The 23946-nt window shown below is 72.7% G+C and carries 22 protein-coding genes, 2 pseudogenes and 1 riboswitch; of the genes and pseudogenes, 13 read left to right on the forward strand and 11 right to left on the reverse strand.

The window, feature by feature from the left end:
* Positions 1-1440, forward strand: a complete 1440-nt coding sequence (locus AB0K03_RS09555) for a hypothetical protein (protein WP_364682531.1) — start codon at positions 1-3, stop codon at positions 1438-1440.
* Between the two features lie 3 nt (positions 1441-1443).
* On the opposite strand, the gene AB0K03_RS09560 is transcribed toward AB0K03_RS09555, so the two are convergent.
* The 3 genes from AB0K03_RS09560 to AB0K03_RS09570 form a co-directional block, all read right to left on the reverse strand.
* Entirely contained in the window at positions 1444-2067 is a 624-nt protein-coding gene (locus tag AB0K03_RS09560; protein WP_364682533.1) for a putative glycolipid-binding domain-containing protein, read from the reverse strand.
* Positions 2068-2149: 82 nt separating this feature from the next.
* The gene (locus tag AB0K03_RS09565) at positions 2150-4069 is read right to left on the reverse strand and encodes a DEAD/DEAH box helicase (RefSeq protein WP_364682535.1); all 1920 of its coding nucleotides are present in this window, start codon (positions 4067-4069) and stop codon (positions 2150-2152) included.
* 237 nt (positions 4070-4306) lie between these two features.
* Positions 4307-5044: a hypothetical protein gene (locus tag AB0K03_RS09570; protein WP_364682537.1), complete on the reverse strand. Its 738-nt coding sequence runs from the start codon at positions 5042-5044 to the stop codon at positions 4307-4309.
* A 673-nt stretch (positions 5045-5717) separates the two neighbouring features.
* On the opposite strand from AB0K03_RS09570, the gene AB0K03_RS09575 reads away from it, so the two are divergent.
* The gene (locus AB0K03_RS09575) at positions 5718-6020 is read left to right on the forward strand and encodes a hypothetical protein (RefSeq protein ID WP_364682539.1); all 303 of its coding nucleotides are present in this window, start codon (positions 5718-5720) and stop codon (positions 6018-6020) included.
* Between the two features lie 273 nt (positions 6021-6293).
* Here the strand turns inward: AB0K03_RS09575 and AB0K03_RS09580 are convergent, their stop codons facing one another.
* Entirely contained in the window at positions 6294-8024 is a 1731-nt protein-coding gene (locus AB0K03_RS09580; RefSeq protein WP_364682541.1) for an NlpC/P60 family protein, read from the reverse strand.
* Positions 8025-8275: 251 nt separating this feature from the next.
* On the opposite strand from AB0K03_RS09580, the gene mqnE reads away from it, so the two are divergent.
* The 5 genes and pseudogenes from mqnE to AB0K03_RS09605 all read left to right on the forward strand — a co-directional run bounded on the left by mqnE (position 8276) and on the right by AB0K03_RS09605 (position 12854).
* Positions 8276-9445 carry an aminofutalosine synthase MqnE gene (mqnE, locus tag AB0K03_RS09585; protein ID WP_364682543.1) on the forward strand — a complete coding sequence of 390 codons (1170 nt, stop codon included), beginning with the start codon at positions 8276-8278 and terminating at the stop codon, positions 9443-9445.
* Between the two features lie 392 nt (positions 9446-9837).
* Positions 9838-10266, forward strand: a complete 429-nt coding sequence (locus AB0K03_RS09590) for a hypothetical protein (protein ID WP_364682545.1) — start codon at positions 9838-9840, stop codon at positions 10264-10266.
* An 11-nt stretch (positions 10267-10277) separates the two neighbouring features.
* Positions 10278-10523 (forward strand): annotated as a pseudogene (locus AB0K03_RS09595) (DUF4229 domain-containing protein); the annotation flags it as partial.
* A gap of 402 nt (positions 10524-10925) precedes the next feature.
* A pseudogene (locus AB0K03_RS09600) lies at positions 10926-12233 on the forward strand (M14 family metallopeptidase); the annotation flags it as partial.
* A gap of 60 nt (positions 12234-12293) precedes the next feature.
* The gene (locus AB0K03_RS09605; protein ID WP_364682547.1) at positions 12294-12854 is read left to right on the forward strand and encodes a WHG domain-containing protein; all 561 of its coding nucleotides are present in this window, start codon (positions 12294-12296) and stop codon (positions 12852-12854) included.
* Here AB0K03_RS09605 and AB0K03_RS09610 read toward each other — a convergent pair.
* On the reverse strand, positions 12851-13207 hold the full coding sequence (locus AB0K03_RS09610; RefSeq protein WP_364682549.1) for a helix-turn-helix domain-containing protein: 357 nt from the start codon (positions 13205-13207) through the stop codon (positions 12851-12853). The two genes, AB0K03_RS09605 and AB0K03_RS09610, sit on opposite strands and share 4 nt — an antisense overlap.
* A 70-nt stretch (positions 13208-13277) precedes the next feature.
* Positions 13278-13354, forward strand: a riboswitch (cobalamin riboswitch).
* Positions 13355-13459: 105 nt separating this feature from the next.
* Between AB0K03_RS09610 and AB0K03_RS09615 the strand changes: the two genes are divergently transcribed.
* The 3 genes from AB0K03_RS09615 to AB0K03_RS09625 all read left to right on the forward strand — a co-directional run bounded on the left by AB0K03_RS09615 (position 13460) and on the right by AB0K03_RS09625 (position 16325).
* On the forward strand, positions 13460-14380 hold the full coding sequence (locus tag AB0K03_RS09615; RefSeq protein WP_364682550.1) for an ABC transporter substrate-binding protein: 921 nt from the start codon (positions 13460-13462) through the stop codon (positions 14378-14380).
* Between the two features lie 161 nt (positions 14381-14541).
* Entirely contained in the window at positions 14542-15564 is a 1023-nt protein-coding gene (locus AB0K03_RS09620) for an iron ABC transporter permease (protein WP_364683051.1), read from the forward strand.
* Complete coding sequence (locus AB0K03_RS09625) at positions 15561-16325, forward strand: ABC transporter ATP-binding protein (protein ID WP_364682552.1); 765 nt, start codon at positions 15561-15563, stop codon at positions 16323-16325. The genes AB0K03_RS09620 and AB0K03_RS09625 overlap by 4 nt, the downstream gene beginning before the upstream one ends.
* On the opposite strand, the gene AB0K03_RS09630 is transcribed toward AB0K03_RS09625, so the two are convergent.
* The 5 genes from AB0K03_RS09630 to AB0K03_RS09650 form a co-directional block, all read right to left on the reverse strand.
* Positions 16315-17079 carry a VOC family protein gene (locus AB0K03_RS09630; RefSeq protein WP_364682554.1) on the reverse strand — a complete coding sequence of 255 codons (765 nt, stop codon included), beginning with the start codon at positions 17077-17079 and terminating at the stop codon, positions 16315-16317. The two genes, AB0K03_RS09625 and AB0K03_RS09630, sit on opposite strands and share 11 nt — an antisense overlap.
* 82 nt (positions 17080-17161) lie before the next feature.
* On the reverse strand, positions 17162-17902 hold the full coding sequence (locus AB0K03_RS09635; protein ID WP_364682556.1) for an ABC transporter permease: 741 nt from the start codon (positions 17900-17902) through the stop codon (positions 17162-17164).
* Between the two features lie 14 nt (positions 17903-17916).
* Positions 17917-18786: an ABC transporter ATP-binding protein gene (locus tag AB0K03_RS09640; protein ID WP_364682558.1), complete on the reverse strand. Its 870-nt coding sequence runs from the start codon at positions 18784-18786 to the stop codon at positions 17917-17919.
* Entirely contained in the window at positions 18783-19112 is a 330-nt protein-coding gene (locus AB0K03_RS09645) for a transcriptional regulator (protein ID WP_364682560.1), read from the reverse strand. The genes AB0K03_RS09640 and AB0K03_RS09645 overlap by 4 nt, the downstream gene beginning before the upstream one ends.
* On the reverse strand, positions 19109-19762 hold the full coding sequence (locus tag AB0K03_RS09650) for a transporter (RefSeq protein WP_364682562.1): 654 nt from the start codon (positions 19760-19762) through the stop codon (positions 19109-19111). The genes AB0K03_RS09645 and AB0K03_RS09650 overlap by 4 nt, the downstream gene beginning before the upstream one ends.
* Positions 19763-19965: 203 nt before the next feature.
* On the opposite strand from AB0K03_RS09650, the gene AB0K03_RS09655 reads away from it, so the two are divergent.
* Positions 19966-20388 carry a GNAT family N-acetyltransferase gene (locus AB0K03_RS09655; RefSeq protein ID WP_364682564.1) on the forward strand — a complete coding sequence of 141 codons (423 nt, stop codon included), beginning with the start codon at positions 19966-19968 and terminating at the stop codon, positions 20386-20388.
* A 36-nt stretch (positions 20389-20424) separates the two neighbouring features.
* Here AB0K03_RS09655 and AB0K03_RS09660 read toward each other — a convergent pair whose 3' ends face one another.
* Positions 20425-22449, reverse strand: coding sequence for an AAA family ATPase (locus tag AB0K03_RS09660; RefSeq protein WP_364682566.1), 2025 nt, complete (start codon positions 22447-22449; stop codon positions 20425-20427).
* A 194-nt stretch (positions 22450-22643) separates the two neighbouring features.
* On the opposite strand from AB0K03_RS09660, the gene AB0K03_RS09665 reads away from it, so the two are divergent.
* Both AB0K03_RS09665 and AB0K03_RS09670 read left to right on the forward strand, forming a co-directional pair.
* On the forward strand, positions 22644-22781 hold the full coding sequence (locus tag AB0K03_RS09665; RefSeq protein WP_364682568.1) for a hypothetical protein: 138 nt from the start codon (positions 22644-22646) through the stop codon (positions 22779-22781).
* Between the two features lie 207 nt (positions 22782-22988).
* Positions 22989-23843: a menaquinone biosynthesis protein gene (locus AB0K03_RS09670; protein WP_364682570.1), complete on the forward strand. Its 855-nt coding sequence runs from the start codon at positions 22989-22991 to the stop codon at positions 23841-23843.
* Positions 23844-23946 lie beyond the last annotated feature (103 nt).

Below are 23946 nucleotides of genomic sequence, written 5' to 3' on the forward strand. Positions count from 1 at the left end.
GTGCCCGACGGCGACGACGTGACCATCCCGCCCGCTCCGCCCTCCGGGTTACCGACACCGGCCGCCCCGTTCGTCCCGGCTCAGCGGGCCCCGCACGTCTGGGAGTCCGTTCCCCCGGGCACCCCGCCGCCGGCCCCCGAGCCTCGGCGCGCGCTCGGCAGAGGCCTCCTGTTCGGCGGATCCCTCGCGCTGGTCGCTGCCCTGTTCCTCGGCGCCGGTGCGGCGTACGTGGCCAACCGCGATCCGCTCGACTCCCGGGCCGAGGCGGCCGCCGAGGCCCGCCGGGACCTGCCGCTCACCCCGTTCGAGCAGGCGAGCGCGGCGCTCAAGACGCAGGCGGCGGCGCTGCTGCGCGGCGACGAGAAGGCCTGGCTGGCCGCGGTCGACCCGGGCAACCCGAAGCTGCGCAACCGCTACCGCGCGATGTACCGGTCGCTGCGGGTGCTCGGCGTGCGCCACTTCGAGTACAAGACGTACGTCCGCGACGTGCGCCCCAGCCGGACCGGCAGCCTGGGGGTCGGCGCGGAGGTCGCGTACTGCTTCACCGGCGACACCTGCGTCACCGAGAAGAGCGCCGTTTCGGACGGCCCGCCGTCGGTGGCGCAGGAACTCACGCTCAGGCCCCACAACGGCCGATGGATGATCACGTCGCTGGCCGTCCGGAAGCCCACTCCCGACCTGTCCCGGGCGCCCTGGGTGGCAGGCGAACTCGTCACCGCCGTGGGCAAGCGCGTCACCCTGGTCGCCGCCCGCAGCGAGCAGAAGTACTTCCGGCGGGTCCTGCCGGTCGCCGAGCGTGCCGCCGCCGTCAACGACCGCTTCGCCGCCCTGCTCGGCAACCCGCAGCAGCGCTACCGCGTCTACCTGGCCGGCGCCAAGCAGTGGAAGAGCTGGTACGGCGGCATCACCGACAAGTGGATCGTCGCGTACGCGTTCCCGCGCAACGAGGCGGGCACCGACGTGGTCCTCAACATGGCCGAGCTCAAGGACGACGCGGAGTTCCTCGCCACCACGATGCAGCACGAGCTCGGCCACGTCATCACCATCGGCGGCGTGCACCGGCGCACCTGGGTCGACAGCGACATGTGGCTCAAGGAAGGCATCGCCGAATACATCGGCTGGTATCCGCGACCCGCCACGGCGAGCTGGCGCCGCCCCGCGGTCCGCACCCTGGTCAACGGGAGCGGGCGCCCCAGGTCCATCGCGGTCGACCCGCTGAAGGCGCAGGCCCGGCTGCGCGACGGCGACGCCTTCTACGGCCTCGGCCACTTCGCGGCGGACTGCATGGCGAAGAAGTACGGCCAGCGCGCCCTGTTCAGCTTCGTCCGCCTCCACCTGCGCGAGGACCGCGACCTGGACTCAGCCTCCAGCGCCGCGTTCGGCAAGCCGTTCGCCGCGGTCGACAAGGCGTGCGTCGCGTACATCCGCGACCGGGCGTGACGCTCAGCCCCGCCGGGCCGCCAGGCCGGGGTAGTCCCGGACGAAGCCCTCGTCGTCGACGGTCAGGTCCGCGCTGAACGTCTCGCTCGCGAATCGCACCCGCCCGTCGCCCAGCGCCGTGTAGATCTGATCCGCCTGGACCACCTCGAGGCTGGGCAGCAGCACCCACGCCACGCTGACCCGGTGCGCCACCCCCGGCTCCGCCTTGAGCAGGCCCAGCCGCCGGATCGGCAGGGTGTTCGTCAGCGGCGACCCCGTCACATCGACGTCGTACGCCCCCAGCAGCAGCTCCGGTTCCTCCGTGCCGGGCAGCCCGGCCCCGGCGTGCCCCGCGGCGGTCAGGGCGGCGTCGAGGTCGCCGTGCTCGGACGTCGTCGCACGCCAGGCGCCGCCTTCGGCCTGCAGGCGCAGCGTCCGGCTCCACCCGGCCCCCTCGGCGCTCACCTCCAGCGAGGTGGTCACCCAGGAGGCATCGGTACGCAGCTCGTACCGCGCGGTGTACGCGATCGGGTCCACAGCCAGCGCGGTGCCGCGGGCGACCAGCCCGGCGCTCAGGTCGACCAGGGCGTGCTCGGCGCCGGTCGTGTCGCGGCGCTCCCAGAACAGCGAACCAGGCGATACGGACATGCGACCTTCATACCCCGCCCGCCGTACGCCACGCAAAAGGGCCCCCGGCGTCGGCCGGGAGCCCTTCAAGTCGTGCGGTGGATCAGTGAATCGGGGTGGGCCGGCCCGACTGGTAGCGGCCGCCGGCCTCGCGACGGTCGTTCCGGCCGCCGTCCCGGCGGAACCCGCCGGTGCGGTCGCCGTAGTTGCGGGCCGCCGGACGGTCGCCACCGCCGAAGGACCGCTCACCGCGGGGCCGGTCGCCGAACGAACGGTCGCGGTCGCCGAAGGAACGCTCGGTGCGGGGGCGGTCGCCGTAGCTGCGCTCGCGGTCGCCGCCGAAGGAACGCTCGCCGCCGGCCGGGCGCTCGGTGCGCGGCCGATCGCCGTAGCTACGGTCCCGGTCGCCGCCGAAGCCGCGGTCGCGGTCGCCGCCGAAGGAACGGGGCCGGTCGCCGAAGGAACGGTCGCGGTCGCCGAAGGAACGCTCGCCGCGCGGCCGGTCGCCGTAGCTGCGCTCGCCGCGGGGACGGTCGTAGCCACCGCGCTGCGGGCGGTCGCCGAAGCGGCGGGGACGGTCACCGCGCTCGCGGGGCTCCGGCTCGGCCTTCACCGGGACGCCGCTGGGCTCACGGGCCCCGGTGACCTCCGCCAGCTTCTCGTCGCCGAGGCGGACGCGAACCTCGCTGGGGAAGACGCCCGCCTTCTGCATCATCGCCTGGGTGCTGCGGCGCTGCTTGGGCAGGACCAGCGTGACCACGGCGCCCGACTCGCCGGCACGGGCCGTACGACCGGCGCGGTGCAGGTAGTCCTTGGGGTCCTTCGGCGGGTCGACGTGCACGACCAGCGAGATGCCGTCGACGTGGATGCCGCGGGCGGCGACGTCGGTGGCGACCAGCACGTTCGTGCGGCCTTCCTTGAACTCGGCCAGCGTGCGGGTGCGTACCCGCTGGGTCTTGCCGCCGTGCAGCGCGCCGGCGCGCACGCCCACCGCCGCGAGCTGCTCGACCAGCCGGTCCACGCCCATCTGCGTACGGGCGAAGACGATCGTCTTGCCCGCGCGGTTGGCGATCGACGCGGTGATCGGGAACTTGTCGTGCGGCGGGATCAGCAGCAGGTGGTGGTCCATCGTGGACACGCTCGCCTCGGCCGGAGCCGTGGAGTGCGTCACCGGGTCGGTCATGAACCGCTTGACCAGCGTGTCGACGTCGCCGTCGAGGGTGGCGGAGAACAGCAGGCGCTGCGCGTCCGCCGGGGTCTTCGCCAGCAGCTCGGTGACCTCGGGCAGGAAGCCCATGTCGGCCATCTGGTCGGCCTCGTCGAGGACGGTCACCTCGACGTCGTCGAGCTTGCAGGCGCCGCGCTCGATCAGGTCGCCCAGGCGGCCCGGCGTCGCGACGATCACCTCGACGCCGCGGCGCAGCGCGTCCATCTGCCGGTCGTACGGCACGCCGCCGACGGCGGTCTTGAGGAAGACGCCGACCGAGCGGCCCAGCGGCATGAGCGCGTCGGCGACCTGCATCGCCAGCTCACGGGTGGGGACGAGGATCAGCGCCTTGGGGCGGTGCGGCAGCGCGCGGCCACCCTGGGCGACGCGGGCCAGCAGCGGCAGGCCGAACGCGAGGGTCTTGCCGGAGCCGGTCTGCCCGCGGCCGAGCACGTCCCGGCCGGCGAGCGCGTCGGGCATCGTCGCGGCCTGGATCTCGAACGGGGTGGTGATGCCCTCGCGGCTGAGCACACGGACCAGCTCGGGGGCGAGGCCCAGGTCGGCGAAGGTCTTGGTCGCCTCCACGATCTCGACCTCGGCGGTCGTCGGGTCGGCGGCGGGGGCCGTCGTGGCCGCGGCGGTGGTCGTCGCCGGGTCGGTGGGGAGGGCCTCGGTGGTCGTCGCCGGGTCGGCGGAAAGGGCCTCACTGGTCGTCACCTGGTCGGCGGCGGGGGCCTGCGGCTCCTCGGAGGAAGCGGGGGAAGCGGGGGTTTCGAAGACGGACGGGAACGTGCTGGGATCAGCGAAAGTGGTCAAGAGAACCTCTCTACGGGGGCGCATGCTCGCGAATGGCCCGCCTCGGCTGCTGGGAGCCGACCGCTGAAATGCCCGCAAGAACGCCCGTGGCGTGCACCGACAGGGCACGCCAGGTCAATTACTGCCATCAGTGTACGGGTCAACGTCAGGGACACTGCCCGCATTCCGCCCCGGTAGTGGGCTGACTCACCCCGGGCGCAACCTCGCCAGCTTAGGCGGCGGGCGGCGGAGCGACAACTATTTCGAGAAAACTCCACCGATCATGTTGCTGAACGCGTCACCGACCGTGAACAGGAACGCCAGGCTGACGCCGACCAGGAGCAGCAGCACGATGAGCATGGCGACGATCACCTTGACGTTGCTGCGCCGCTGCGCCTCCGGGGCATCGCGCCAGCCCTGGGCCAGGATGTGACCGGTGAGCGAGCCGGAGTTCTCCACCGGGTTCATCATCACGGGCATCGTCATGTCGGCGGGCGCGTAGTCGGCGAGGCCGCAGTACACCGTGCCCTCGCCGCGCTGCTGCGGCACGGCGCCGCCCTGTCCGGAACCCGACCCGTACGTCGTCGGCCGTGCGGAGGAAGTGCCGGCCGGTGCGGCGGCTCCGCCGAACGGCTGGCGAGCCGGACCCGATGCGCCGACCCCGTAGGTGGCGGCCTGCTGGGCGGCGTGCGCCGCGAACGGCATCGTCGAATCGCTGCCCGCGCCGGCGTTGAACGGCATGGTCGACTCGCTGCCGGCGCCCGCGTTGAACGGCATCGTGGAGTCGCTTCCGGCGCCGGCCTTGAACGGCATGGTCGAGTCGCTGCCCGCGCCGGCGTTGAACGGCATGGTCGAGTCGCTGCTCGCGCCGGCGTTGAACGGCATGGTCGAGTCGCTCCCTGCGCCGGCGTTGAACGGCATGGTCGCGTCGGGGTTGCGGTCCGTCGCGGGGTGGCCACCGAAGCCGCCGGCAGCGGCCGCGGCGGTGAAGGGCATGGTGGAGTCGCTCGCCGCAGGACCACCGGTCGGCGGCATCGTGTACGACGGCAGGCCGGACGACGCAATGACCGGCGGAGCCGGGAACGGCGGCGGCGCGGGCACCGGCGACGGCCCGGGACCCGGCGGTACGGGGCTCGGCCCGGGACCGGGCGGCACCGGGTTCGGACCCGGACCGGGTGGTATGGGGCTGGGTCCGGGACCGGGCGGTACGGGGCTCGGCCCGGGGCCCGGGGGGATGGGACCCGGCGGGACGGGGCCCGGACCGGGGCCGGGCACGGGACCCGGCGGCACCGGCGACGGGCCCGGTTCGGGCGACGGGCCGGGCCCGGGTGGCCGCGGCGAGGGCGGCGGGAACGGCGCCGGCTCCGGGCGGGTGGGCTTCGCAGGCTCCGGCTTCGGCCGCGGGTCGGGCGTCGACGGCTCCGGCAGGTCAGGCTCCGGCTCGGCGGGGGTGGCCGGCTCGGACGACGCCGTTTCGGCGGCCGCGCGGGGGCTGGCAGGCTCGGACGCCGGTCTCTCGGCGGCCGCGCGGGGGCTGGCAGGCTCGGACGCCGGCCTCTCGGTGGCGGCGCCGGGGCTGGCAGGCTCGGACGCCGGCCTCTCGGTGGCGGCGTCGGGGCGCTCGATCGAGCGAGTGCCGTAGACGCCGCCCTGCCGGTTCGAGGAGCGGTTGTCGGCGCGTTCCGCCTGGTCACCGTCGGCTGGCTGGGCCGAGGCGGGTGCGGCGCTGCCGGGGAAGAACGCGGACCGGTCCGCCGGCACCGACGCGCGGCCGGACGGCCCGCTCACCGGGGCGGAGCTGGGCACCGAGGCGGACCCGCTCACCGGGGCTGAGCTGGGGATTGACGCGGATCCGCTGACCGGGGCCGAGGTGGGAACCGATGCCGAGCCGGAGACCGGCTTCGCCGCATCTGCCGGCTCCGGCGCCCACAGGGCACCCGCGGCGGGCGGTGGCGGAAGCTCGTACCCGTGATCCTCGTGCGGCCCGGAGCTGCTCGCGGGCGTCCGCGCAGCGGGCGGCTTCGTGCCGTCGCTGTCCGGTGCCGTCTGCCGCTCGTCCATGGGTCCTCCCGATCGCCGCCACCCGCGTGCGACGTCACATACCGGACGCCGGGCAAGCCGGATGCCGGGCGTTCGTCACTACCGTGCCATACCAGCGCTCATTAGCGCACCCGGTGTCGAGCGGTCGCCGCCCGAAGATCCGGTTCCGGACTCAGCTGTTACCCGATTGTTTCGCGGTCAGGGATCAGGGCTTCGCGGAGGCGGACGCGGACGTCTTCGCGGAGGCCGACGACGACGTCTTCGAGCTCGCTGACGTGGACGTCTTCGCCGTCGCGGACTTCGTCGTCGAGGTGGGGGCCGGCGCTGACGTGGACTTACTCGTCGTGGCCGACGCCGTGGGCGACTTCGTACCGTCCGAGCTGTCCGCCGAGCCGGACGGTGAGGTGTCCTTGCTCGGGGTGGCCGACGACGGCGGCGCGCTCGAGGGCGGCGTGGTCGTCGGCTTCGGTTCCGTGCTCGGCGACGTCGGCGGGGTCGACGGCGAGCTCGGCGGAGTCGAGGGCTTGCTGGGCGACGTCGAGGGCTTGCTCGGCGAGGTCGACGGCTTGCTGGGCGACGTCGAGGGCGTGCCCGGGGTCGTCGGCTTCGTCGGCGGCTTGCTGCTCGGCTTCGGCGTGGGGCTGGTCGTCGGCGTGTGGTGGCTCGGCGTCTCCGGGTCGGGAGAGCCCAGGTGCGGGCCCTCGACCGTGCCCTCGATCGAGCCGTAGATGCGCGTCGCCGCGAACAACCTGGTCCAGCGTACGGGGGTGAGCCGCACGTTCAGGCCGGTGCGCGGCGCCTCCACCATCATGCCGTCGCCGGCGTACATGGCGACGTGGTGGATGCCTGTCCAGCTGGTCGTCGAGCTGAAGAACAACAGGTCGCCCGGGAGCAGCGAGTAGCGGTCCACCGTCTTGCCGCGGGTCTGGTAGTACTGGTCCTTCGACACCCGGGTGAGCGGGAAGTTGCCCGCCGCGTCCTGGTGGTAGGCGTACCACATGAGCCCCGAGCAGTCGAACTTGTCCGGGCCCTCCTCCGACCACACGTACGGATCTCCGCGCTGAGCCAGAGCGACCTGCAGCGCCGCGATGGCCCGCGGGTCGGCGCCCCGGCCGGCGTTCTCACCCGCGAGGAAGCCGGCGCCGACCTGGGCGTCCTGGGCTGCCTCGGCGGCGTCCGCCGCGTTGATCTCGGGGGCGTGCTGCGCCTCGTACTTCTGCTGGGCGGCGACCTTCTTGTCGAGGGCCGCCTTCTTGGTGGCGCGCTCGGTGGTGAGCCGGTCGAGCGTGGTGCGCAGGGCCTGCTGCTCGGCCACGGCCGACACGTACGCGGCCTGCACGATCGTGAGCTGCCGTCCGGCGGCCTGCTCGGTCGCGGAATCGCCCCGCTGGATCCGCGCCAGTGCATCGAGGTCCTGCAGCCCGGTGCCCAAGGAGCCGGGCGGAAGCGCTGCGGCGCTGCGTACGGAAGCAGCGGCCGCCGCCGTGACCTCCTGCTCGGCCGCCGTCACCGCGGCCTGGGTCTGGGTGACCTTCTGATCGGCGGTCGTGAGCTGAGTCCGGATGAGGTTGAGATCCTCGTCGAGCTTCGCCAGCTCCTCGCCCTTGGCGGTGATTTCGGCCCGCCCGGCCTCCACCTTCTTGAGAACCGGACTGGTCGGTGTGCCGGCGCCGATCAGGCTTGCCGGCGGCGTGGCAGGGGTCGTCGGCCGCTGGCCCGGCAGCGTGATCGAGCCGAGGGCGACGGGCCGGGAACCAGCATCCGGAACGGAACCGGGCGCCAGGGGCGCGGCCGGCACGACGGGCGCCGCCGGTGCCACCGGAACGCCGGGCGCGACGGGTGCGGCTGAGGCGGGAAGCGGGTTGAACAGAGCCGCGATGGCAGCTGCGGTCGCTGCGGAATACGCGAGGGGGCGCCACCAGGGGCGTGCCCTCATAGCCGCTCCGCGTCGGCCGTGCCTCGTCTCAGCCATGCCACCCCGTCCCGCAGCCGGTCGCCGTCCGGCGTCTTCGGTCCCCAATAAGGTCTTACCGCAACACCTGCACCGGTGTCGATCGAATGGAGATGAAAGGACGCTGAGAATCGTGCGCCGGTGAACGTGACCTGCGCCGCCCCGAAGCGGCCACGGGCGCACTTCTGTCGGAGGGTGGACGTACGCTCGACAGCACCGTGATGAGAGGGGCCCAGATGGACGTCGGACTGAAGCGCGAGCTGGAAGCCAAGGTCTACGCCGGTGAGCGGCTGACGCGCGAGGACGGCATCGCCCTCTACGAGTCCGACGACCTCGCCTGGCTCGGGCGGCTGGCCCACCACAAGCGCACCGAGATGAACGGCGACCGGGTGATGTTCAACGTCAACCGGCACCTGAACCTCACGAACGTCTGCTCCGCCAGCTGTGCGTACTGCTCCTTCCAGCGCAAGCCGGGCGAGAAAGACGCGTACACGATGCGCATCGACGAGGCCGTCCGCAAGGCCAAGGAGATGGAGGACGAGCAGCTCACCGAGCTGCACATCGTCAACGGCCTGCACCCCACGCTGCCCTGGCGCTACTACCCCAAGGTGCTGCGCGAGCTGAAGGCGGCGCTGCCCAACGTCAACCTCAAGTGCTTCACGGCCACCGAGGTGCAGTGGTTCGAGAAGATCAGCGGCCTGCCCGCCAGCGAGATCCTCGACGAGCTGATGGACGCCGGGCTCGAGTCCCTCACCGGCGGCGGCGCGGAGATCTTCGACTGGGAGGTCCGCCAGCACATCGTCGACCACAACTGCCACTGGGAGGACTGGTCGCGGATCCACCGGCTGGCACACCAGAAGGGCATGAAGACCCCGGCGACCATGCTGTACGGCCACATCGAGGAGCCGCGGCACCGGGTCGACCACGTGTTGCGCCTGCGCGAGCTGCAGGACGAGACGGGTGGCTTCGCGGTGTTCATCCCGCTGCGCTACCAGCACGACTTCGTCGACTCCGCGGACGGCAAGATCCGCAACCGCATCCAGGCCCGCACCACCATGGCGGCGCCGGCCGAGTCGCTCAAGACGTTCGCGGTCTCCCGGCTCCTGTTCGACAACGTGCCGCACGTCAAGTGCTTCTGGGTCATGCACGGCCTGTCGGTCGCCCAGCTCTCCCTCAACTTCGGCGTCGACGACCTCGACGGCTCGGTCGTCGAGTACAAAATCACCCACGACGCCGACTCGTACGGCACCCCCAACACGATGCACCGCGGCGACCTGCTCGACCTGATCTGGGACGCGGGCTTCCAACCGGTCGAGCGCAACACCCGCTACGAGGTCGTCCGCGAGTACGACAAGCCGACGCCGCTCGCCGAGCGCCGCAGCGAACCCCAGCAGGTCTGGGCCTGACCCGCCGCTCGACCAGCTCCGGCGGCCACGCCTCCGGCGGCCACGCCTCCGGCGGCCACGCCGGCTGATCAGCCGGGCGAGGGCCGCCGGGCGCCGGGCCGGCGTTGCCGGGTGCCGGGCGAGGGCCGCCGGGCGCCGGGCCGGCGTTGCCGGGTGCCGGGCGAGGGCCGCCGGGTGCCGGGCCCGCGTTGGCGGGTGCCGGGCGCCGACAGTGGGCCGCTGGGCGTCGGCCTCGGTGCGGCTGGCCGCCGGGCGCCAGCCGTTGGCTGCCGGGCCTCGGTCACGGGGGTGGGTTGCAGGCGCCGGGCGTGGGAGCCTGCCGCGAACCTGCTGAGCTCGCTGCCGGGCTGCGGGTGGGTGGCCCTGCGCTCCGGCGTACCCTTTGTTTTGTCATGGCCGAGACTCAGAGTGCGCGCCGTCCGCGCCGGGATGCGGATGGGCGGTTGGCGACCATTCAGGACCTGCTGGGCGTCGCGCTGGCCGGGCTCGTCGCCGGGCTGGTCATTCTGCTGATCTTCGAGGGCGTCATGTCTCTCCTGCGCGCCTCCGAGTTCGGGGCCGCCAACGGATGGATCGCCGTCGTGCTGCCCGTGTGGCTGTTCACCGAGGAGTTCCGGGCGGCCGGCTTCGGGGCGTACCGGATCGTGGTCGCCCTGCTCGGAGCCGGCTTCGGCGTCGCCGTCGGCATGACGCTCGCCGGCCTGGCCGCGCCTCTTTTCCCGGCTCTGGTCAGCGGCGCCGTCGGCGCCCTCGGCCTGACCGTCGTCTACTGCCTGGTCTGGTTCTACGGCCTCCGGTGGCTGAGCCACCGGGCGGGCTGAAGGAGTACGTGATGAGTCCCGCCCTCAAGTACACGCTCGGGCGCTTCGGGCTGTTCGTCGTGGTGTTCGCGCTGCTGCTGCCCGTGCCCCTGAACTTCCTCGTGAAGGCCATGATCGCGCTGGTGGCCTCGGCGGCGTTCTCGTACTTCCTGCTCGCGAAGTGGCGGGAGGAGATGGCCGAGCAGCTCGGGTCGGTGGCCGAGCGTCGCGCGGCGGAGAAGCAGCGGCTGCGGGCGGCGCTCGCGGGCGACGAGGAAGCCGCCGCGGCGGGCGACCGGGCCGCTGAGCCGGTCGCGGACCGGGCCGCTGAGCCGGCCGCCGATCGGGTCGCGCAGCCGGCCGCCGGCCGTGCCGCCAAGGCCGCAGGGGGTGGGGCCGCGGATCGGGTCGCGCAGCCCGCCGACGACGCGGCCGGACCGGCGACGAAGCCCGCCGAATCGGCCGGCCGGCCCGATGCGGCCGCTCGGCCGGACGCCACGGCCGCCGCCCGGCCGGATGCCGCCACCGGCGGGGCCGAGAAGGCTTCCTGAGCTGCGGCTCGGTGTCATCACGCGGACGTAGGGGGCACATTGGCATGCCCTCCACGCATTGCCAAACGTCTATACCGGGTGGTGCAGTGACGGGGCCCGGACCCCTCTGACACCCCCCGGAGGTCGTTCATGAGACGACGCGTCACCGGTCTGGCCGCGGCGGTCACCGCCGGCCTGGCCCTGATCGCCGCCACCGCAGCCGCCGCCCAGCCCGCCACCGCCCAGCCTTCCGCCGCGGAGCTGCGCGCCGACAGTTCCGCCCAGTACGAGGTGTACGACGTGCGTACCCTCCAGCAGCGCAACACCATCGCCGGCACCGGCGTCGCGATCGATTCGGTGCAGCATGCCGTGGTGGAGGTGACCGCGACGCCGCGCGAGGTGAAAGCGTTGCGGGCGCTCGGATTCACCGTCAAGAAGGTCGAGGCGGCGGCCGCGAGCGACGACGTGTCCACGCTGGACTTCCCGTCGCGGGACGCCGCGTACCACAACTACTCGGAGATGATCTCCGAGGTGAACTCGATCGTCTCGAGCTACCCGGCCATCGCGAGCAAGCGGGTGCTCGGGAAGACGTACGAGGGCCGGGACATCGTCGCGGTGAAGATCTCGGACAACGTGGGCACCGACGAGAACGAGCCCGAGGTCCTGTACGACGCCAACCACCACGCCCGCGAGCACCTGACCGTGGAGATGGCGGTCTACCTGCTGCACCTGTACGCGGACAACTACGCGAGCGACAGCCGGATCAAGAGCATCGTCGACAGCCGCGAGATCTGGATCATCCCGTCGGTCAACCCGGACGGCGCCGAGTACGACATCGCGACCGGCAGCTACCGTTCGTGGCGCAAGAACCGGCAACCCAACAGCGGCTCCCGGTACGTCGGCACCGACCTGAACCGGAACTACGGCTACAAGTGGGGCTGCTGCGGCGGTTCGTCGGGTAGCCCGTCGTCCGAGACGTACCGCGGCACCGCTGCCTTCTCCGCTCCCGAGACGCGCGTCGTCCGCGACTTCGTGCTCAGCCGGGTCGTCGGCGGCGTGCAGCAGATCAAGGCCGCCATGGACTTCCACACGTACTCGGAGCTGGTGCTGTGGCCGTTCGGGCACACCACGGCGAACACCACGACCGGCATGAACGCCGACCAGAACAACACCTTCGCCACGCTGGGCCGGCAGATGGCCGCGACCAACGGCTACACCCCGGAGCAGTCCAGCGATCTCTACATCACCGACGGGGACCTGCTCGACTACCTCTGGGGCACGCACAAGATCTTCGCGTACACCTTCGAGATGTACCCGACCAGCTCGTCGGCCGGCGGCTTCTACCCGCCCGCCAGCGTGATCACCCGGGAGACCACGCGCAACCGGGAGGCCGCGCTGATGCTGGCCGAGGCGGCGGACTGCCCGTACAAGGTGATCGGTAAGCAGTCCACGTACTGCTGATCCGCTTGCCGGAAGCAGCTACCTGTCATAGCTTTAGAGCTATGACAGGTAGTTTGCATGCCTAGGGCCGGCCTGACCAGCGACGCCGTCGTCGACGTGGCCCTCGCCCTCGTCGACGAGAAGGGCCCGGAGGCGCTGAGCCTCGCGGCGGTCGCCGACCGGGCCGGCGTCGCCGCCCCCTCCCTCTACAAGCACGTCGGCAGCCTCGCCGCCCTGCGCGACCTCATGGCCATCAAGATCATGCATGCGATGGCCCGCGCCGCGGCGTCGGCCGCCGTGGGACGCAGCCACGACGATGCGGTTGCCGCGCTGATGCGCGCGTACCGTGATTTCGTCCTCGCCCACCCGGGCTGGTACGCCCTCGTCCCGCTCGACCCGCTGCATCGCGGCCCGGCGGCGATGGCAGAAGCGGGCCGCGCACTGCTCGAGGTCATCGTCGCGGTCCTCCGCGGCTACGGCCTCGACGACGCCGCGGCGACGCATGCGACGCGCCGCATCCGGGCGACGGTGCACGGCTTCTCAGTGCTGCAGGCGGGTGGGGGATTCGGGCTGGCCGAGGATGTCGAGGAGACGTACGACCAGCTCATCGCCATGGTCACAGCCAGCCTGCCGCACTAGTCACAGATGCCGGCGAACCAGTCGATGACGTCCCGCAGCAGCACGCGGCGATGCCGTCCGCGCATGGTGTGCGGGATCTCGCCGGCCGCCAGGAGGCGGACCAGCGTCGGGCGGGAGACGTTGAGCAGGTCGGCGGCTTCCTGCGTGGTCAGCATCGTGTTCCCCGGTGCGATCGATATGGCGACCCCCTGCGACAGGGCCGTGACCACGTCCCGGAGGAGGCTGTAGACCTCGTCCGGAAGTTCCAGCTGTGAGCCGTCCGGCCCGATCAGCCGGGCCCGTGCCGGCGCGCCCGGTTCGACCAGGCCGCTCGCGAAGCGGATCAGCGCCGAGAGGTCGTCGGGTGAACACATCAGTCGGGGAGCCGCCGATCCGGCCCTCGGAGGTGGTGGGATAGCGTCGGGGGGACCGCGTCGCAGCGAAGCCGGTGGGATTCCGGCGCTGTCCCGCAACTGTGAAGTTCCGATGCCGCCTTTCCGGCGGTGATCGGACAAGCCAGGTCGCCTGCGCGTCGGTCGCGATTCAGCGCTCTCGGGGAGGGGCGCCTCGCGGGCCGGGGCTCCGGCCGGCGATGCACCGCAGCCTCGGCCGGCAGGAGGACCAGGATGACCAGACGGATGTTCACGGCCGCTATCGCGGTGACCGCGCTGTTGCTCGGCGGGTGCGGCGGCGGGGGATCGGACGACGGCGCGGGCGCTCAGCCCTCGGCCGGTGCGAGCGGGGCCGCGTACCCGGCGACCGCGGGTGGGGTGACGCTCGAGAAGCGGCCCGAGCGGATCGTGTCGCTCGCGCCGACTGCGACCGAGGTGCTGTTCGCGATCGATGCAGGGTCGCAGGTCGTGGCGGTGGACGACCAGTCGACGTACCCGCCGGAGGCGCCGCGCTCGGATCTCTCCGGGTTCAAGCCGAACGCCGAGGCGATCGCCGGGAAGAACCCGGATCTCGTCGTGGTCTCCGACGACCTCAACAAGATCGTCGACCAGCTGAGCAAGCTGAAGATCCCGGTGCTGCTCGCGCCCGCGGCGAAGACGCTGGACGACACGTACGGGCAGATCGCGCAGCTGGGCACGCTCACCGGGCACCCGGCGGAGGCCGCCGCGCTGACCGGGCGGATGCGCGCCGACATCGACAAGATCGTGAAGGGCGTGCCGGCCCGGTCCGCGCCGCTGACGTACTACTACGAGCTGGACCCGACGTACTACACCGTGACGTCTCAGACTTTCGTCGGTTCGATCTTCGCGATGGTCGGGCTGAAGAACGTTGCGGACGGTGCCAAGACCGCGTACCCGCAGTTGTCGCAGGAGGCGCTGGTCGCCGCGGACCCGGACATGATCTTCCTGGCCGACAGCAAGTGTTGCGCGCAGTCGCCGGCGACGGTCCGGGCCCGCAAGGGGTGGCAGAACGTGACGGCGGTGAAGACCGGCCAGGTCGTGGCGCTGGACGACGACATCGCGTCGCGGTGGGGGCCGCGCGTGGTGGACCTGGTCCGTTCGGTCGCGGACGCGGTGGCCAAGGTTCCGGCGTGACCACCCGGCCGGCCCGCGCGGCGTCCCCGGCTGCCGGTGGGCGGGCTGAGACCGGCGGACGAGCGGCCGACGCCGAGCCGGCCGGCTTCAACGCGGCAGCTGATCGGACGAAGAACCCGGCAAAAGCCCGGGCAAAGGCCGCCGGGAGGAAGCCGGCCGGGCTGCGCGCGGCCTGGCTGGCGGGCGGGTTCGTCGCGGTGGCGGTCGCGCTCGTCGCCGGCATCGCGTTCGGGCCGGTCACCCTGCCGCCCGGCGGCGTCGCGGCTGAGCTGCTCAACCTCATTCCGGGCGTACGGCTGCACAGCGGCCTGACCGAGCGCGAGGTCGCCATCGTCACCGCCCTGCGCCTGCCGCGGGTCGTGCTCGGGCTGCTGGTCGGGGCGATGCTGGCGCTGGCCGGTGCCGCGTACCAGGGGGTGTTCCGGAACCCGCTCGCCGATCCGCACCTGCTCGGGGTCGCGGCGGGGGCCGGGCTGGGCGTGACCGCGGTGATCGCCGCGCGCTCCGGAACCGGCGATGTCACGGCCGACCTTCCTTTCGGCGTACCGTTGGCGGCTTTCGTCGGTGCGGTCGGGGCTGTGGTGTTGACGTGGCTGCTGGGGGCGGCCGGCGGGCGCGCGCGTACCCCCGCGACCTTGATCTTGTCCGGGGTGGCCGTGTCGGCGTTCCTGGCGGCCGCGCAGACGTACGTGATGCAGCGACACACCGATTCGCTGCGCGAGGTGTACGCGTGGCTGCTCGGCCGGCTCGCGACCGCGGGCTGGCACGACGTGCTGATCGTGCTGCCGTACGCGGCCGTGACCGGGATCATCGTGCTCGCGCACCGCCGGGAGCTGGACGTGCTGACGGTCGGTGACGAGGAGGCCTCGGCGCTCGGGCTGCATCCGCAGCGCAGCCGCTATCTGCTCGTGGTCGCCGCCTCGCTGGGGACCGCGGCGGCCGTCTCGGTGTCCGGGCTGATCGGGTTCGTGGGCATCATCGTGCCGCACACGTTGCGGCTGCTGGCCGGGCCGAGCTACCGGTCGATACTGCCGCTGTCGGTGCTGTTCGGCGGGGCGTTCCTGGCGCTCACCGACCTGGTCGCGCGGACCGTCGCCAGCCCCGCGGAGATCCCCATCGGGGTGGTGACGGCGTTCTTCGGCGCGCCGTTCTTCGCCGTCGTGCTGCGCAGGATCAAAGGATGATCACCGTACGGGGGCTGCGGGTGCGGCTCGGCGGGGCGGCCGTCGTCGACGGGGTGGACCTCGACGTGGCCGACGGCGAGTGGGTCACGGTCATCGGCCCGAACGGCGCCGGCAAGTCGACCGTGCTGCGGGCCGTGGGCGGGCTGCTGCCGTACACGGGCACGATCGCGCTCGGCGGTGCCCCGCTGGAATCCCTGTCCCGCCGCGACCGGGCCCGTACGGTCGCGACCGTCCCGCAACACCCGGTCGTGCCGCCGGCGATGCTGGTCTACGACTACGTGCTGCTGGGGCGTACGCCGTACATCCGAGCCCTGGGCCGGGAGTCCGCCTCGGACCTCGCCGTGGTCGGCGAGGTCCTCGGCGCGCTGGACCTGGAGGGGTTCGCGGAGCGCCGGCTCGACACGCTTTCCGGCGGCGAACGGCAACGCGCGTTCCTCGCCCGCGCGCTCGCCCAGGGTGCCCGCACCCTGCTGCTGGACGAGCCGACCAGCGCGCTCGACATCGGGCACCAGCAGGAGGTGCTCGAGCTGGTCGACCGGCTGCGACGCGAGCGCGGGCTGACCGTGCTGGCCACGATGCACGACCTGTCGACGGCCGGGGAGTACGCCGACCGCCTCGTGCTGCTGGCCGGTGGCCGGGTCGTGGCGCACGGGACCGCGCGGGAGGTGCTGACCGAGGACCTGCTCGCCGAGCACTACCGCGTACGCGTCAAGGTCGTCGACGGTGAGCAGGGACCGCTCGTGGTCCCGGTCAGGCGGTAGGGCTCTCCAGGATCGAGAAGGTGCCGCCCTGCGGGTCGTCCAGGACCGCGTAGCGGCCGATCGGCAGGTCCGCCGGCGGGCGGACCACCCGGCCGCCGAGGGACTGGGCGAGCGCCGCCGACTCGTCGCAGTCGGCGACCGCGAAGTAGACCATCCAGTGTGGAGACAGGTCGTCGGACCACTCGCCGGCGTCCATCGCGCGCATGCCGGCGATCGTCGCGCCCTGGTGCTCCCACACGATGTACGGCAGCCCGTCCATCGAGCTCTCCCGCGCCACCCAGCCGAACACCGCACCGTAGAACGCCGCCGACCCCTCGACGTCCCGGGTCGTCAGCTCGTTCCAGGTCAGCGCGCCCGGCACGTCGAACACGTCGGCGCCCTTCATCGTGCCGGCCTGCCAGACGCTGAACGGCGCCCCGGCCGGGTCGAGGAACGCCGCCATGCGGCCCTGGAACATCACGTCGAACGGCGCGACCAGCACCTTGCCCCCGGCCGCCTCGACCCGGCCGGCGATCTCGTCGGCGTCGTCGGTGGCGATGTACGTGCTCCAGGCCGTCGGCTGGCCCTCGCCGTAGAGCGGGCCCGCGCCGGCGGCCGCGCGGCCGTTGCGGCGGAACGTGGTGTAGCCGCCGTACTCCTCGCCGGAGACGTCGGCCTCCCAGCCGAACAGGTGCGTGTAGAAGCGGGTCGCGTCCGGCAGATCGGCAGTGCCCAGATCCACCCAGTTCGGCACCCCGGGCGTCGGATGGGACATGAATGATCTCCTCGGAAGGCCTGCGGCGGACGCTTGGATCGTTGCACCGCGATGCCAGGTACGGCGCGGCAGAGTCGGAAGTTCAACTGAACCGCCGACCCTCGTCGCGGCGATAGGCCCATCCGGCCACCCCCGCGAACGCCACGGTCCAGGCCAGCAGGGCCGCCACTGAGGCCGGCTGCACCGGGAAGTCGCCGACCGCGGCCCACATCAGGCGTACGGCCGCGCCGGTCGGCAGGTACGGCGCGATGGTCTCGATGAAGCCGGGCGCATTGCCGGGCCCGGTCATCAGCCCGCCGCCGAAGGCCAGCGGCAGGAACAGCACCTGGGCCAGCACGACCGCGGCCTTCGTCGGCAGCGAGTAGCCGATCGCCAGGCCCATCAGCGTGAACGGCACCGCGGACAGCACCGTGACTCCGAGCGCCGCGACGAACTGGCCGGGCGTCACGGTCGCCTTCGTCGCCACGGCAGCGATGACCACGACGGGGATCAGCGACAAGATCATCAGCGTCAGCCCGGCGAGGATGCGGCCGAGGAACCGGGGTGCCGCGCCCGCGGGCAGGGTCCGCGCGTACGGGTCCCACGGCTGGGCCCGGTCCTCCGCGACGCCGATCCCGTACTGGAAGAGGTTGGAGCTCATGACGACGAACGTGACCATCGACGCGGTGGCCGTCGTCGCGTACAGCGGGTTGCTGCCGATGAACGGCACCACGAAGAAGATCATCGAGGCGGCGGGGAAGAACGCGCTGCCGATCAGGGCCATCGGCATCCGCAGCGTTTCGATCAGCTGGAACCGCGCGTGGGTCAGGGCGAGGGATGACACGGGTCTCTCCGTTCTCAGGCCGCGGTCAGGGTCAGGAATGCTTCCTCCAGCGACGTCGGTCGGACCTCGAGGTCACGGAACGGCACGTCGCCGGAGACCAGGTCGCGGACCAGGCGGTCCGCATCCGGCGTGAGGAGATGCGTACGGTCGCCGTCCCGCTCGGTGCCGACCACTCCGGGAAGATCGGGTACGGGTACGGCCGTCGTCAGGCTGACCCGGCGGATCGCGACGAGCCCGCGTACGGCCGCGACGCTGTCGTCCGCGAGCACCCGGCCCTCGCCGACCACCACGACCCGGCTCGCCAGGGCCTCCACCTCCTCGAGGTAGTGGCTGGTCAGCACGACCGTGCCGCCCTCGGCGTGGAACTGGCGTACGCCGTTCCACAGGGCGTGCCGCGCGGCGACGTCCAGCCCGGTCGTCGGCTCGTCGAGGAAGACGATCCGCGGCCGCCCGACGAACGCCAGCGCGACGGCGACCCGCCGTTTCTGCCCGCCGGAGAGCCCGCCGGTCTGCCGCCGTACGAGATCGCCGAGGCCGAAGCGGTCGAGCAGCTCGTCCCGGCCGAGCGGGTCGGGGTAGTGGGCGCGGACGAAGTCGACGACTTCGCCGACGCGCAACGCCGAGGGCAGCCCGGTCTCCTGCGGCGTCACGCCGAGAACCTTGCGGGTGGCCGGGTCACGCGGGTCGCCGCCGCACAGCTCCACCCGGCCGCCGGTGGGACGCCGTACGCCGGTCAGCAGGTTGACCAGCGTGCTCTTGCCGGCGCCGTTCGGGCCGAGCAGGCCGACCAGCTCACCGGCGTGCACGTCCAGGTCGACGTGGTCGAGGGCGAGAACACTGCCGTAGCTGCGGCTGACGTCGATGGCTCGGGCGAGGGTCATCATGACTGCTCCTGCGATCCGGCGCCGCCGTTGAGCAGGGCCCGTACGGCGGTCGTGTAGTCCTCGAAGGCCAGCCGCCCGCGGCGGGTGAGGCTGACCAGGGTGGCCGGGGTGCGGCCCTGATGGGTCTTGGTGACCTCGACGTAGCCGGCGTCCTCGAGCTTGCGCAGATGCACGGAGAGGTTGCCGGGGGTCATGCGCAGGATGTCCTGCAGCCGCGGGAAGGCGATGCTGTCGCCCTCGCGCAGGGTGGAGAGGGAGGAGACCACCCGCAGGCGGGCCTGGGCGTGGATGACCGGGTCGAGCTCCGGTACGGCGTCATCGGTCATCGCCGGGCCCGCTCACCGTCGGCCACGTGCGGCAGCCGCAGCCAGGAGACCAGCCCGGCGACGAGCATCCCGCCGCCACCGGCGACCGCGACCACGAGCGCGTGCCAGCCCGGGCCGAGGATCACGCCGGCCACGTTGACCACGCTCAGCCAGGCGCCGAGCCGGAACATCGTCCGGTCGTTCCAGATCGCGCCGCCGGCCATGTGCAGCGCGCCGGTCAGCGCGGTCAGGGTGCCCGTCCACAACAGGGTCGCCTGGGCCGTGGGCAGCAGCTCGCTGATGCGGCTGAGCACCGTGATCATGCCGGAGAACGCGAGGCCCCAGGTCCAGCCGTACATCTTGCCCTGGCGGGACGTGGGCCCGGAGACCTGCCGGGCCGCCCGGCCGCCGACGAAGCCGGTGATCGTCCCGGCGATGAAGATCAGTACGAGCAGGACGACCAGCGGGAGCCAGGCCGGCATGTCGACGGTGACGTGACCGTCCGGGCCGAACCGCAGGAAGTAGACGGTGAAGCCGATCAGCCAGGCGATGCCCCAGGGCCAGAGCAGCAGCCGCGGGTCGGGAATGATCCGGCGCGCGGTGGCGCTGCGCTCGCGCTCGATGAGGCGCAGGGATTCGGCGGGGTCCAGAGGTTGGTCGTCCTCGTTCATGCAGAGAACTTTACCGCACAAAGTCAAAGAACTCTACGGCGCAAAGTTCACAGCTTTTCGGGTGCTCGGCACCGGCTCGGCGGCCTGCGGCCGATCGGCCCGGGCCCGTCGAACCGGGTCGGCGGCCTGCTGCCGACCTGCGCGGGGCGTCGAACCGGCTCGGCGGGGCCGCAGCCGACCGGCTTGCCGCCTAGCATCGCGGCGTGGGTGATCTTGTTTTGCGTGCCGCGGAGGCGCGCGAGCTCAATGCCGTCCTGAGCTTCTGGCTCACCGCCGCCGAGAACGCCGCCCGGCCCGCCGACTCCCCGGCCGCCCTGGCCGCGCTGCACCTGCGCGACCCGGACGCGCTGATCGTCGCCGTCGACGGCGACGAGATCGTCGGTACGGTCATCGCCGGCTGGGACGGCTGGCGCTGCCACCTCTACCGGCTGGCCGTGGCTCCGTCCCGCCGGCGGGCCGGAATCGGCCGGGCGTTGATCGCCGCGGCCGAGGAGCGGTTCCGGGCGTACGGCGGGACGCGCGCCGACGCCATGGTGCTGGACGACAACGAGGGCGCGCACGCGATCTGGGCCGCGAACGGCTACCGGCGCCAGGACGAGTGGTCGCGCTGGGTGAAGCCGCTCTAGCCGGCGAGAGGGCTCGCCCGCGGCGGCGCCGGTCCGCTAGCCGGCGAGGGGGTCCGGCAGCGGCGCCGCGTGGATCACCGAGAGGCGGGACACCGCGCGGGTGAGGACCACGTACAGGCGGTTCAGGCCGCGGGGCTCGGCGGCCACGATCTCGGCCGGTTCGACGACGATGACGTGGTCGTACTCGAGGCCCTTGACGACCGTGGCCGGCACCACCGTGACGCGCGCCTCGGAGTCGACGTCGTCGGGGGTCGCGGCCTGCAGGCCCGCCGCGGCCAGGTGCGCGCGCAGCCGGTCGACCGCCGGGTCCGCCGCGATGACCGCGACCGAGCCCTCGTGCTCCAGCGCCGCGGTCACCTCGACCAGCGTCGCCGCGTCCACCTCCGCCGGGTCCGGGAGCGCGACGACGGCCAGGTCGCCGTCGCGGCGCAGCGAGACGGCCTCCGGTACGTCCACGCCGAGGGCCGGCAGCAGGCGGTTGGCAAGGGCCACAACAGCCGCGGGTACGCGGAAGCCGACCGTCAGCGGCACCACGGCGGCGTCCGGCTTGCCGAGGTGCGCCAGCGTGTCCTTCCACTGCGCCGCCGCCCAGGGAGCCGTCCCCTGCGCGAGGTCGCCGAGCAGGGTGATCGAACCGTGCTCGCTGCGGCGCGCGATCGCCCGGGCCTGCATGGGCGAGAGGTCCTGCGCCTCGTCGACGACCACGTGCCCGAAGCTCGTCTCACGCTCCAGCAGGCCCGCCGCCTCGTCCAGCAGCAGCAGGTCGGCGGCGCTGAACCGGGCCGACTTCGGCGTCTTGGGCGCTTTCGGCCACAGCAGTGCGGCCTGCTCGTCCGGGCTCAGGATGCCTTCCGCTGCCGCGGCCAGCAGCGTGGCGTCGGTGAGCAGCGAGACCACCAGCGCCTCGGCGGTCAGTGCGGGCCACGCCTTGTCCAGGAACTCCCGTACCGGCGCGACCTTCGCCATCTTGCGCAGCCAGCCGTCACTCGGCGAGTTCCCCGTACGGTATTCCGACTGCCGTTGCAGCAACCCGACGACCCGGGCCCGTACCCGTTCCCGCCCGACCGCGTAGGGCAGCCCCTCCCGCCGCGCCTCGTCGACGATCCGGCGCAGCGGCTCGGCGTCGATGCGCCACCGGTACGAGCCGTCGGACACCATGATGGGCTCCGCGGGCTTCGCCAGATGGCTCCACAGTGCCCGGCGCAACACCTCGGCCATGCGCGCGTCGTGCTTCAGCAGCGCGGCCGCCTCGCTGTCCCGGCCCTTCACGGGTACGCGAGCGATCAGATCGTCCACCGTGGACTGCTGCACCTCGACCTCGCCCAGCGCCGGGAGCACAGCCGAGATGTACGACAGGAACGCCGAGTTCGGGCCGACGATCAGCACCCCGGAGCGCCGCAGCCGTTCCCGGTGCACGTACAGCAGATAGGCGGCCCGGTGCAGGCCCACCGCGGTCTTCCCCGTACCCGGCGCTCCCTGCACGCAGATCGAGTCCTCGAGCTCTGCCCGTACCAGTTCGTCCTGCTCGGGTTGAATCGTCGCGACGATGTCCCGCATGGGCCCGACGCGTGGCCGCTCGATCTCGGCCGTCAGGATGCGACTTTTCGTGCCGAGCTCCTCGCCGCGGTCCAGGTGTTCGTCCTCGAAGCTGGTCAGCTCGCCCTTGACGAACCCGAACCGCCGCCGCGTCGACACCCCCTGCGGATCCCGCACGCTGGCCCGGTAGAACGCCTGCGACAGCGGCGCGCGCCAGTCGAGCACCATCGGTTCCCCGGCATCGTCGGTCACATGCCGGCGCCCGATGTGGTACGCCGCCTCAGCGACATCCAGCTTTCCGAAGAACAGGGGAGTGGTGGGGTCGTCCGCCAGCTCGGCGACGCGGCGGGACAGCGTACGGCCGAGGGTCTCCGCGGAGAACGCATCGCCGGCGATGTCGGCGGAGGAGGAGAACAGCGACTCCGCCCGGCCGCGCATGCGGCCCAGGGCGGCGCGGGAGTCGGCGAGATGCCGGCGCTCCGCGGCTAGATCGTCGTCGAGGTCGGTGTGGGCAGGCAGCGTCATCCGAGAAACCTTTCGGCGTCGGTGTCGGTGGTTCGGCTGACCTGGGCCGCCCGGCGCTCCGGCTGGATGCGGTGTCGGCAGTGCCCGGTTGAGAAAGCGCGCGGTCCCCGCGGGCGAGCCCACCAGGGTACGCCGCAGCCGCGACCCGCACGACCGATTTACCGGCGCGCCGGGGGAGGCGGGATCATGGGGGGATGGCTGAGCAGCGGGCCCGTGCGCGGATCACCGATCCCAAGGTCATGCGGGCGCTCGCGCATCCCGCGCGGATCGCGATCGTCGAACATCTCGGGAGCACCGGCGAGGCAGTGAGCGCGGCCGGGCCTTCGAGCTGATGAGCTCGGCGCCGGTCGGCGGCCCGGGTGCGCTCGGCCCGCCGCGTACGGATCAGCAGACCGGCCGCTGGTCGCCGCCGCGGGGCTGGCCGGGCTGGTCGCAGTGCTGCTGTGCGTGGGGCCCGTACGCCGGGCCGGACGTGAGATAGCTCCCTTGCGCCCGGTGGACCCACTACGTGCGGTGGTCGCCGGAGATAGCGTCGGACCATGAGCGACGACGTGGTCCAGCGCCCCCGGGTCGGGCACATCCAGTTCCTGAACTGCCTCCCCATCTATTGGGGGCTGATGCGGTCCGGCGCGCTGCTCGACGTCGATCTGCACAAGGACACCCCCGACCGGCTGAGCGCCGCCCTCGTCGCGGGCGACCTCGACATCGGTCCGATCACGCTCGTGGAATACCTGCGCCACGCCGACGAGCTGCTGCTCCTGCCCAACCTCGCGGTCGGCAGCGACGGCCCGGTGCTCTCGGTCAACCTCGTCTCCACCCGGCCGCTCGCGGAGCTCGACGGCCGCCCGGTCGCGCTGGGCTCCACCTCCCGCACCGGTGTCCTGCTCGCCCAGATGCTGCTGACCGAGCGGTACGCGGCCAACCCCGAGTACTTCCGCTGCCCGCCGGAGCTGAGCCAGATGCTGCTCGAGGCGGACGCCGCCGTGCTCATCGGCGACCCGGCGCTGCGCGCGATGTACGAGGCGCCCGCGCTCGGCCTCGAGGTCACCGACCTGGCCCAGGCGTGGAAGGAGTGGACCGGGCTGCCGATGGTCTTCGCGGTCTGGGCGGCCCGCCGCGACTTCGCCGCCGCCCAGCCGGGCATGGTCAAGGAGGTGCACGAGGCGTTCCAGCGGTCCCGGGACCTGTGCCTGGGCGAGCTGGACGACGTCGCCGAGGCCGCCGCGCGCTGGGAGCCGTTCGACGCGTCGACGCTCGCCACGTACTTCCGCGCGCTGGACTTCTCGTTGGGCGAGCCGCAGATCGCGGGCGTACGGGAGTTCGCCCGGCGGGCCGCGGAGCGCGGCGAGGTGCCACCGCTTCCCGCCGACGGGCCCGTCTTCGCCCAGGTCTGATCCGCCGGCTCGCCGCGACAGCCGACGCCGCATCGCCGCCTCTGACCCGCGGCCCGCCGATCGACGGGCCGGGGTTCGCCGGGTTTGATCCGCTTCGCGTGCC

Origin of the sequence: Actinoplanes sp. NPDC049316, from assembly GCF_040677315.1 — a bacterium.
Classification (GTDB): Bacteria; Actinomycetota; Actinomycetes; order Mycobacteriales; family Micromonosporaceae; genus Actinoplanes.

Coding starts and splice junctions, on each gene's coding strand:
- mqnE (WP_364682543.1), top strand. CDS start 8,276: ATGGACGTCGGACTGAAGCGCGAGCTGGAAGCCAAGGTCTACGCCGGT.
- AB0K03_RS09570 (WP_364682537.1), bottom strand. CDS start 5,044: ATGCCCTTCACCGCCGCGGCCGCTGCCGGCGGCTTCGGTGGCCACCCC.
- AB0K03_RS09650 (WP_364682562.1), bottom strand. CDS start 19,762: ATGAACGAGGACGACCAACCTCTGGACCCCGCCGAATCCCTGCGCCTC.
- AB0K03_RS09625 (WP_364682552.1), top strand. CDS start 15,561: ATGATCACCGTACGGGGGCTGCGGGTGCGGCTCGGCGGGGCGGCCGTC.
- AB0K03_RS09660 (WP_364682566.1), bottom strand. CDS start 22,449: ATGACGCTGCCTGCCCACACCGACCTCGACGACGATCTAGCCGCGGAG.
- AB0K03_RS09665 (WP_364682568.1), top strand. CDS start 22,644: ATGGCTGAGCAGCGGGCCCGTGCGCGGATCACCGATCCCAAGGTCATG.
- AB0K03_RS09580 (WP_364682541.1), bottom strand. CDS start 8,024: ATGAGGGCACGCCCCTGGTGGCGCCCCCTCGCGTATTCCGCAGCGACC.
- AB0K03_RS09630 (WP_364682554.1), bottom strand. CDS start 17,079: ATGTCCCATCCGACGCCCGGGGTGCCGAACTGGGTGGATCTGGGCACT.
- AB0K03_RS09610 (WP_364682549.1), bottom strand. CDS start 13,207: ATGTGTTCACCCGACGACCTCTCGGCGCTGATCCGCTTCGCGAGCGGC.
- AB0K03_RS09615 (WP_364682550.1), top strand. CDS start 13,460: ATGACCAGACGGATGTTCACGGCCGCTATCGCGGTGACCGCGCTGTTG.
- AB0K03_RS09670 (WP_364682570.1), top strand. CDS start 22,989: ATGAGCGACGACGTGGTCCAGCGCCCCCGGGTCGGGCACATCCAGTTC.
- AB0K03_RS09605 (WP_364682547.1), top strand. CDS start 12,294: ATGCCTAGGGCCGGCCTGACCAGCGACGCCGTCGTCGACGTGGCCCTC.
- AB0K03_RS09645 (WP_364682560.1), bottom strand. CDS start 19,112: ATGACCGATGACGCCGTACCGGAGCTCGACCCGGTCATCCACGCCCAG.
- AB0K03_RS09560 (WP_364682533.1), bottom strand. CDS start 2,067: ATGTCCGTATCGCCTGGTTCGCTGTTCTGGGAGCGCCGCGACACGACC.
- AB0K03_RS09640 (WP_364682558.1), bottom strand. CDS start 18,786: ATGATGACCCTCGCCCGAGCCATCGACGTCAGCCGCAGCTACGGCAGT.
- AB0K03_RS09590 (WP_364682545.1), top strand. CDS start 9,838: ATGGCCGAGACTCAGAGTGCGCGCCGTCCGCGCCGGGATGCGGATGGG.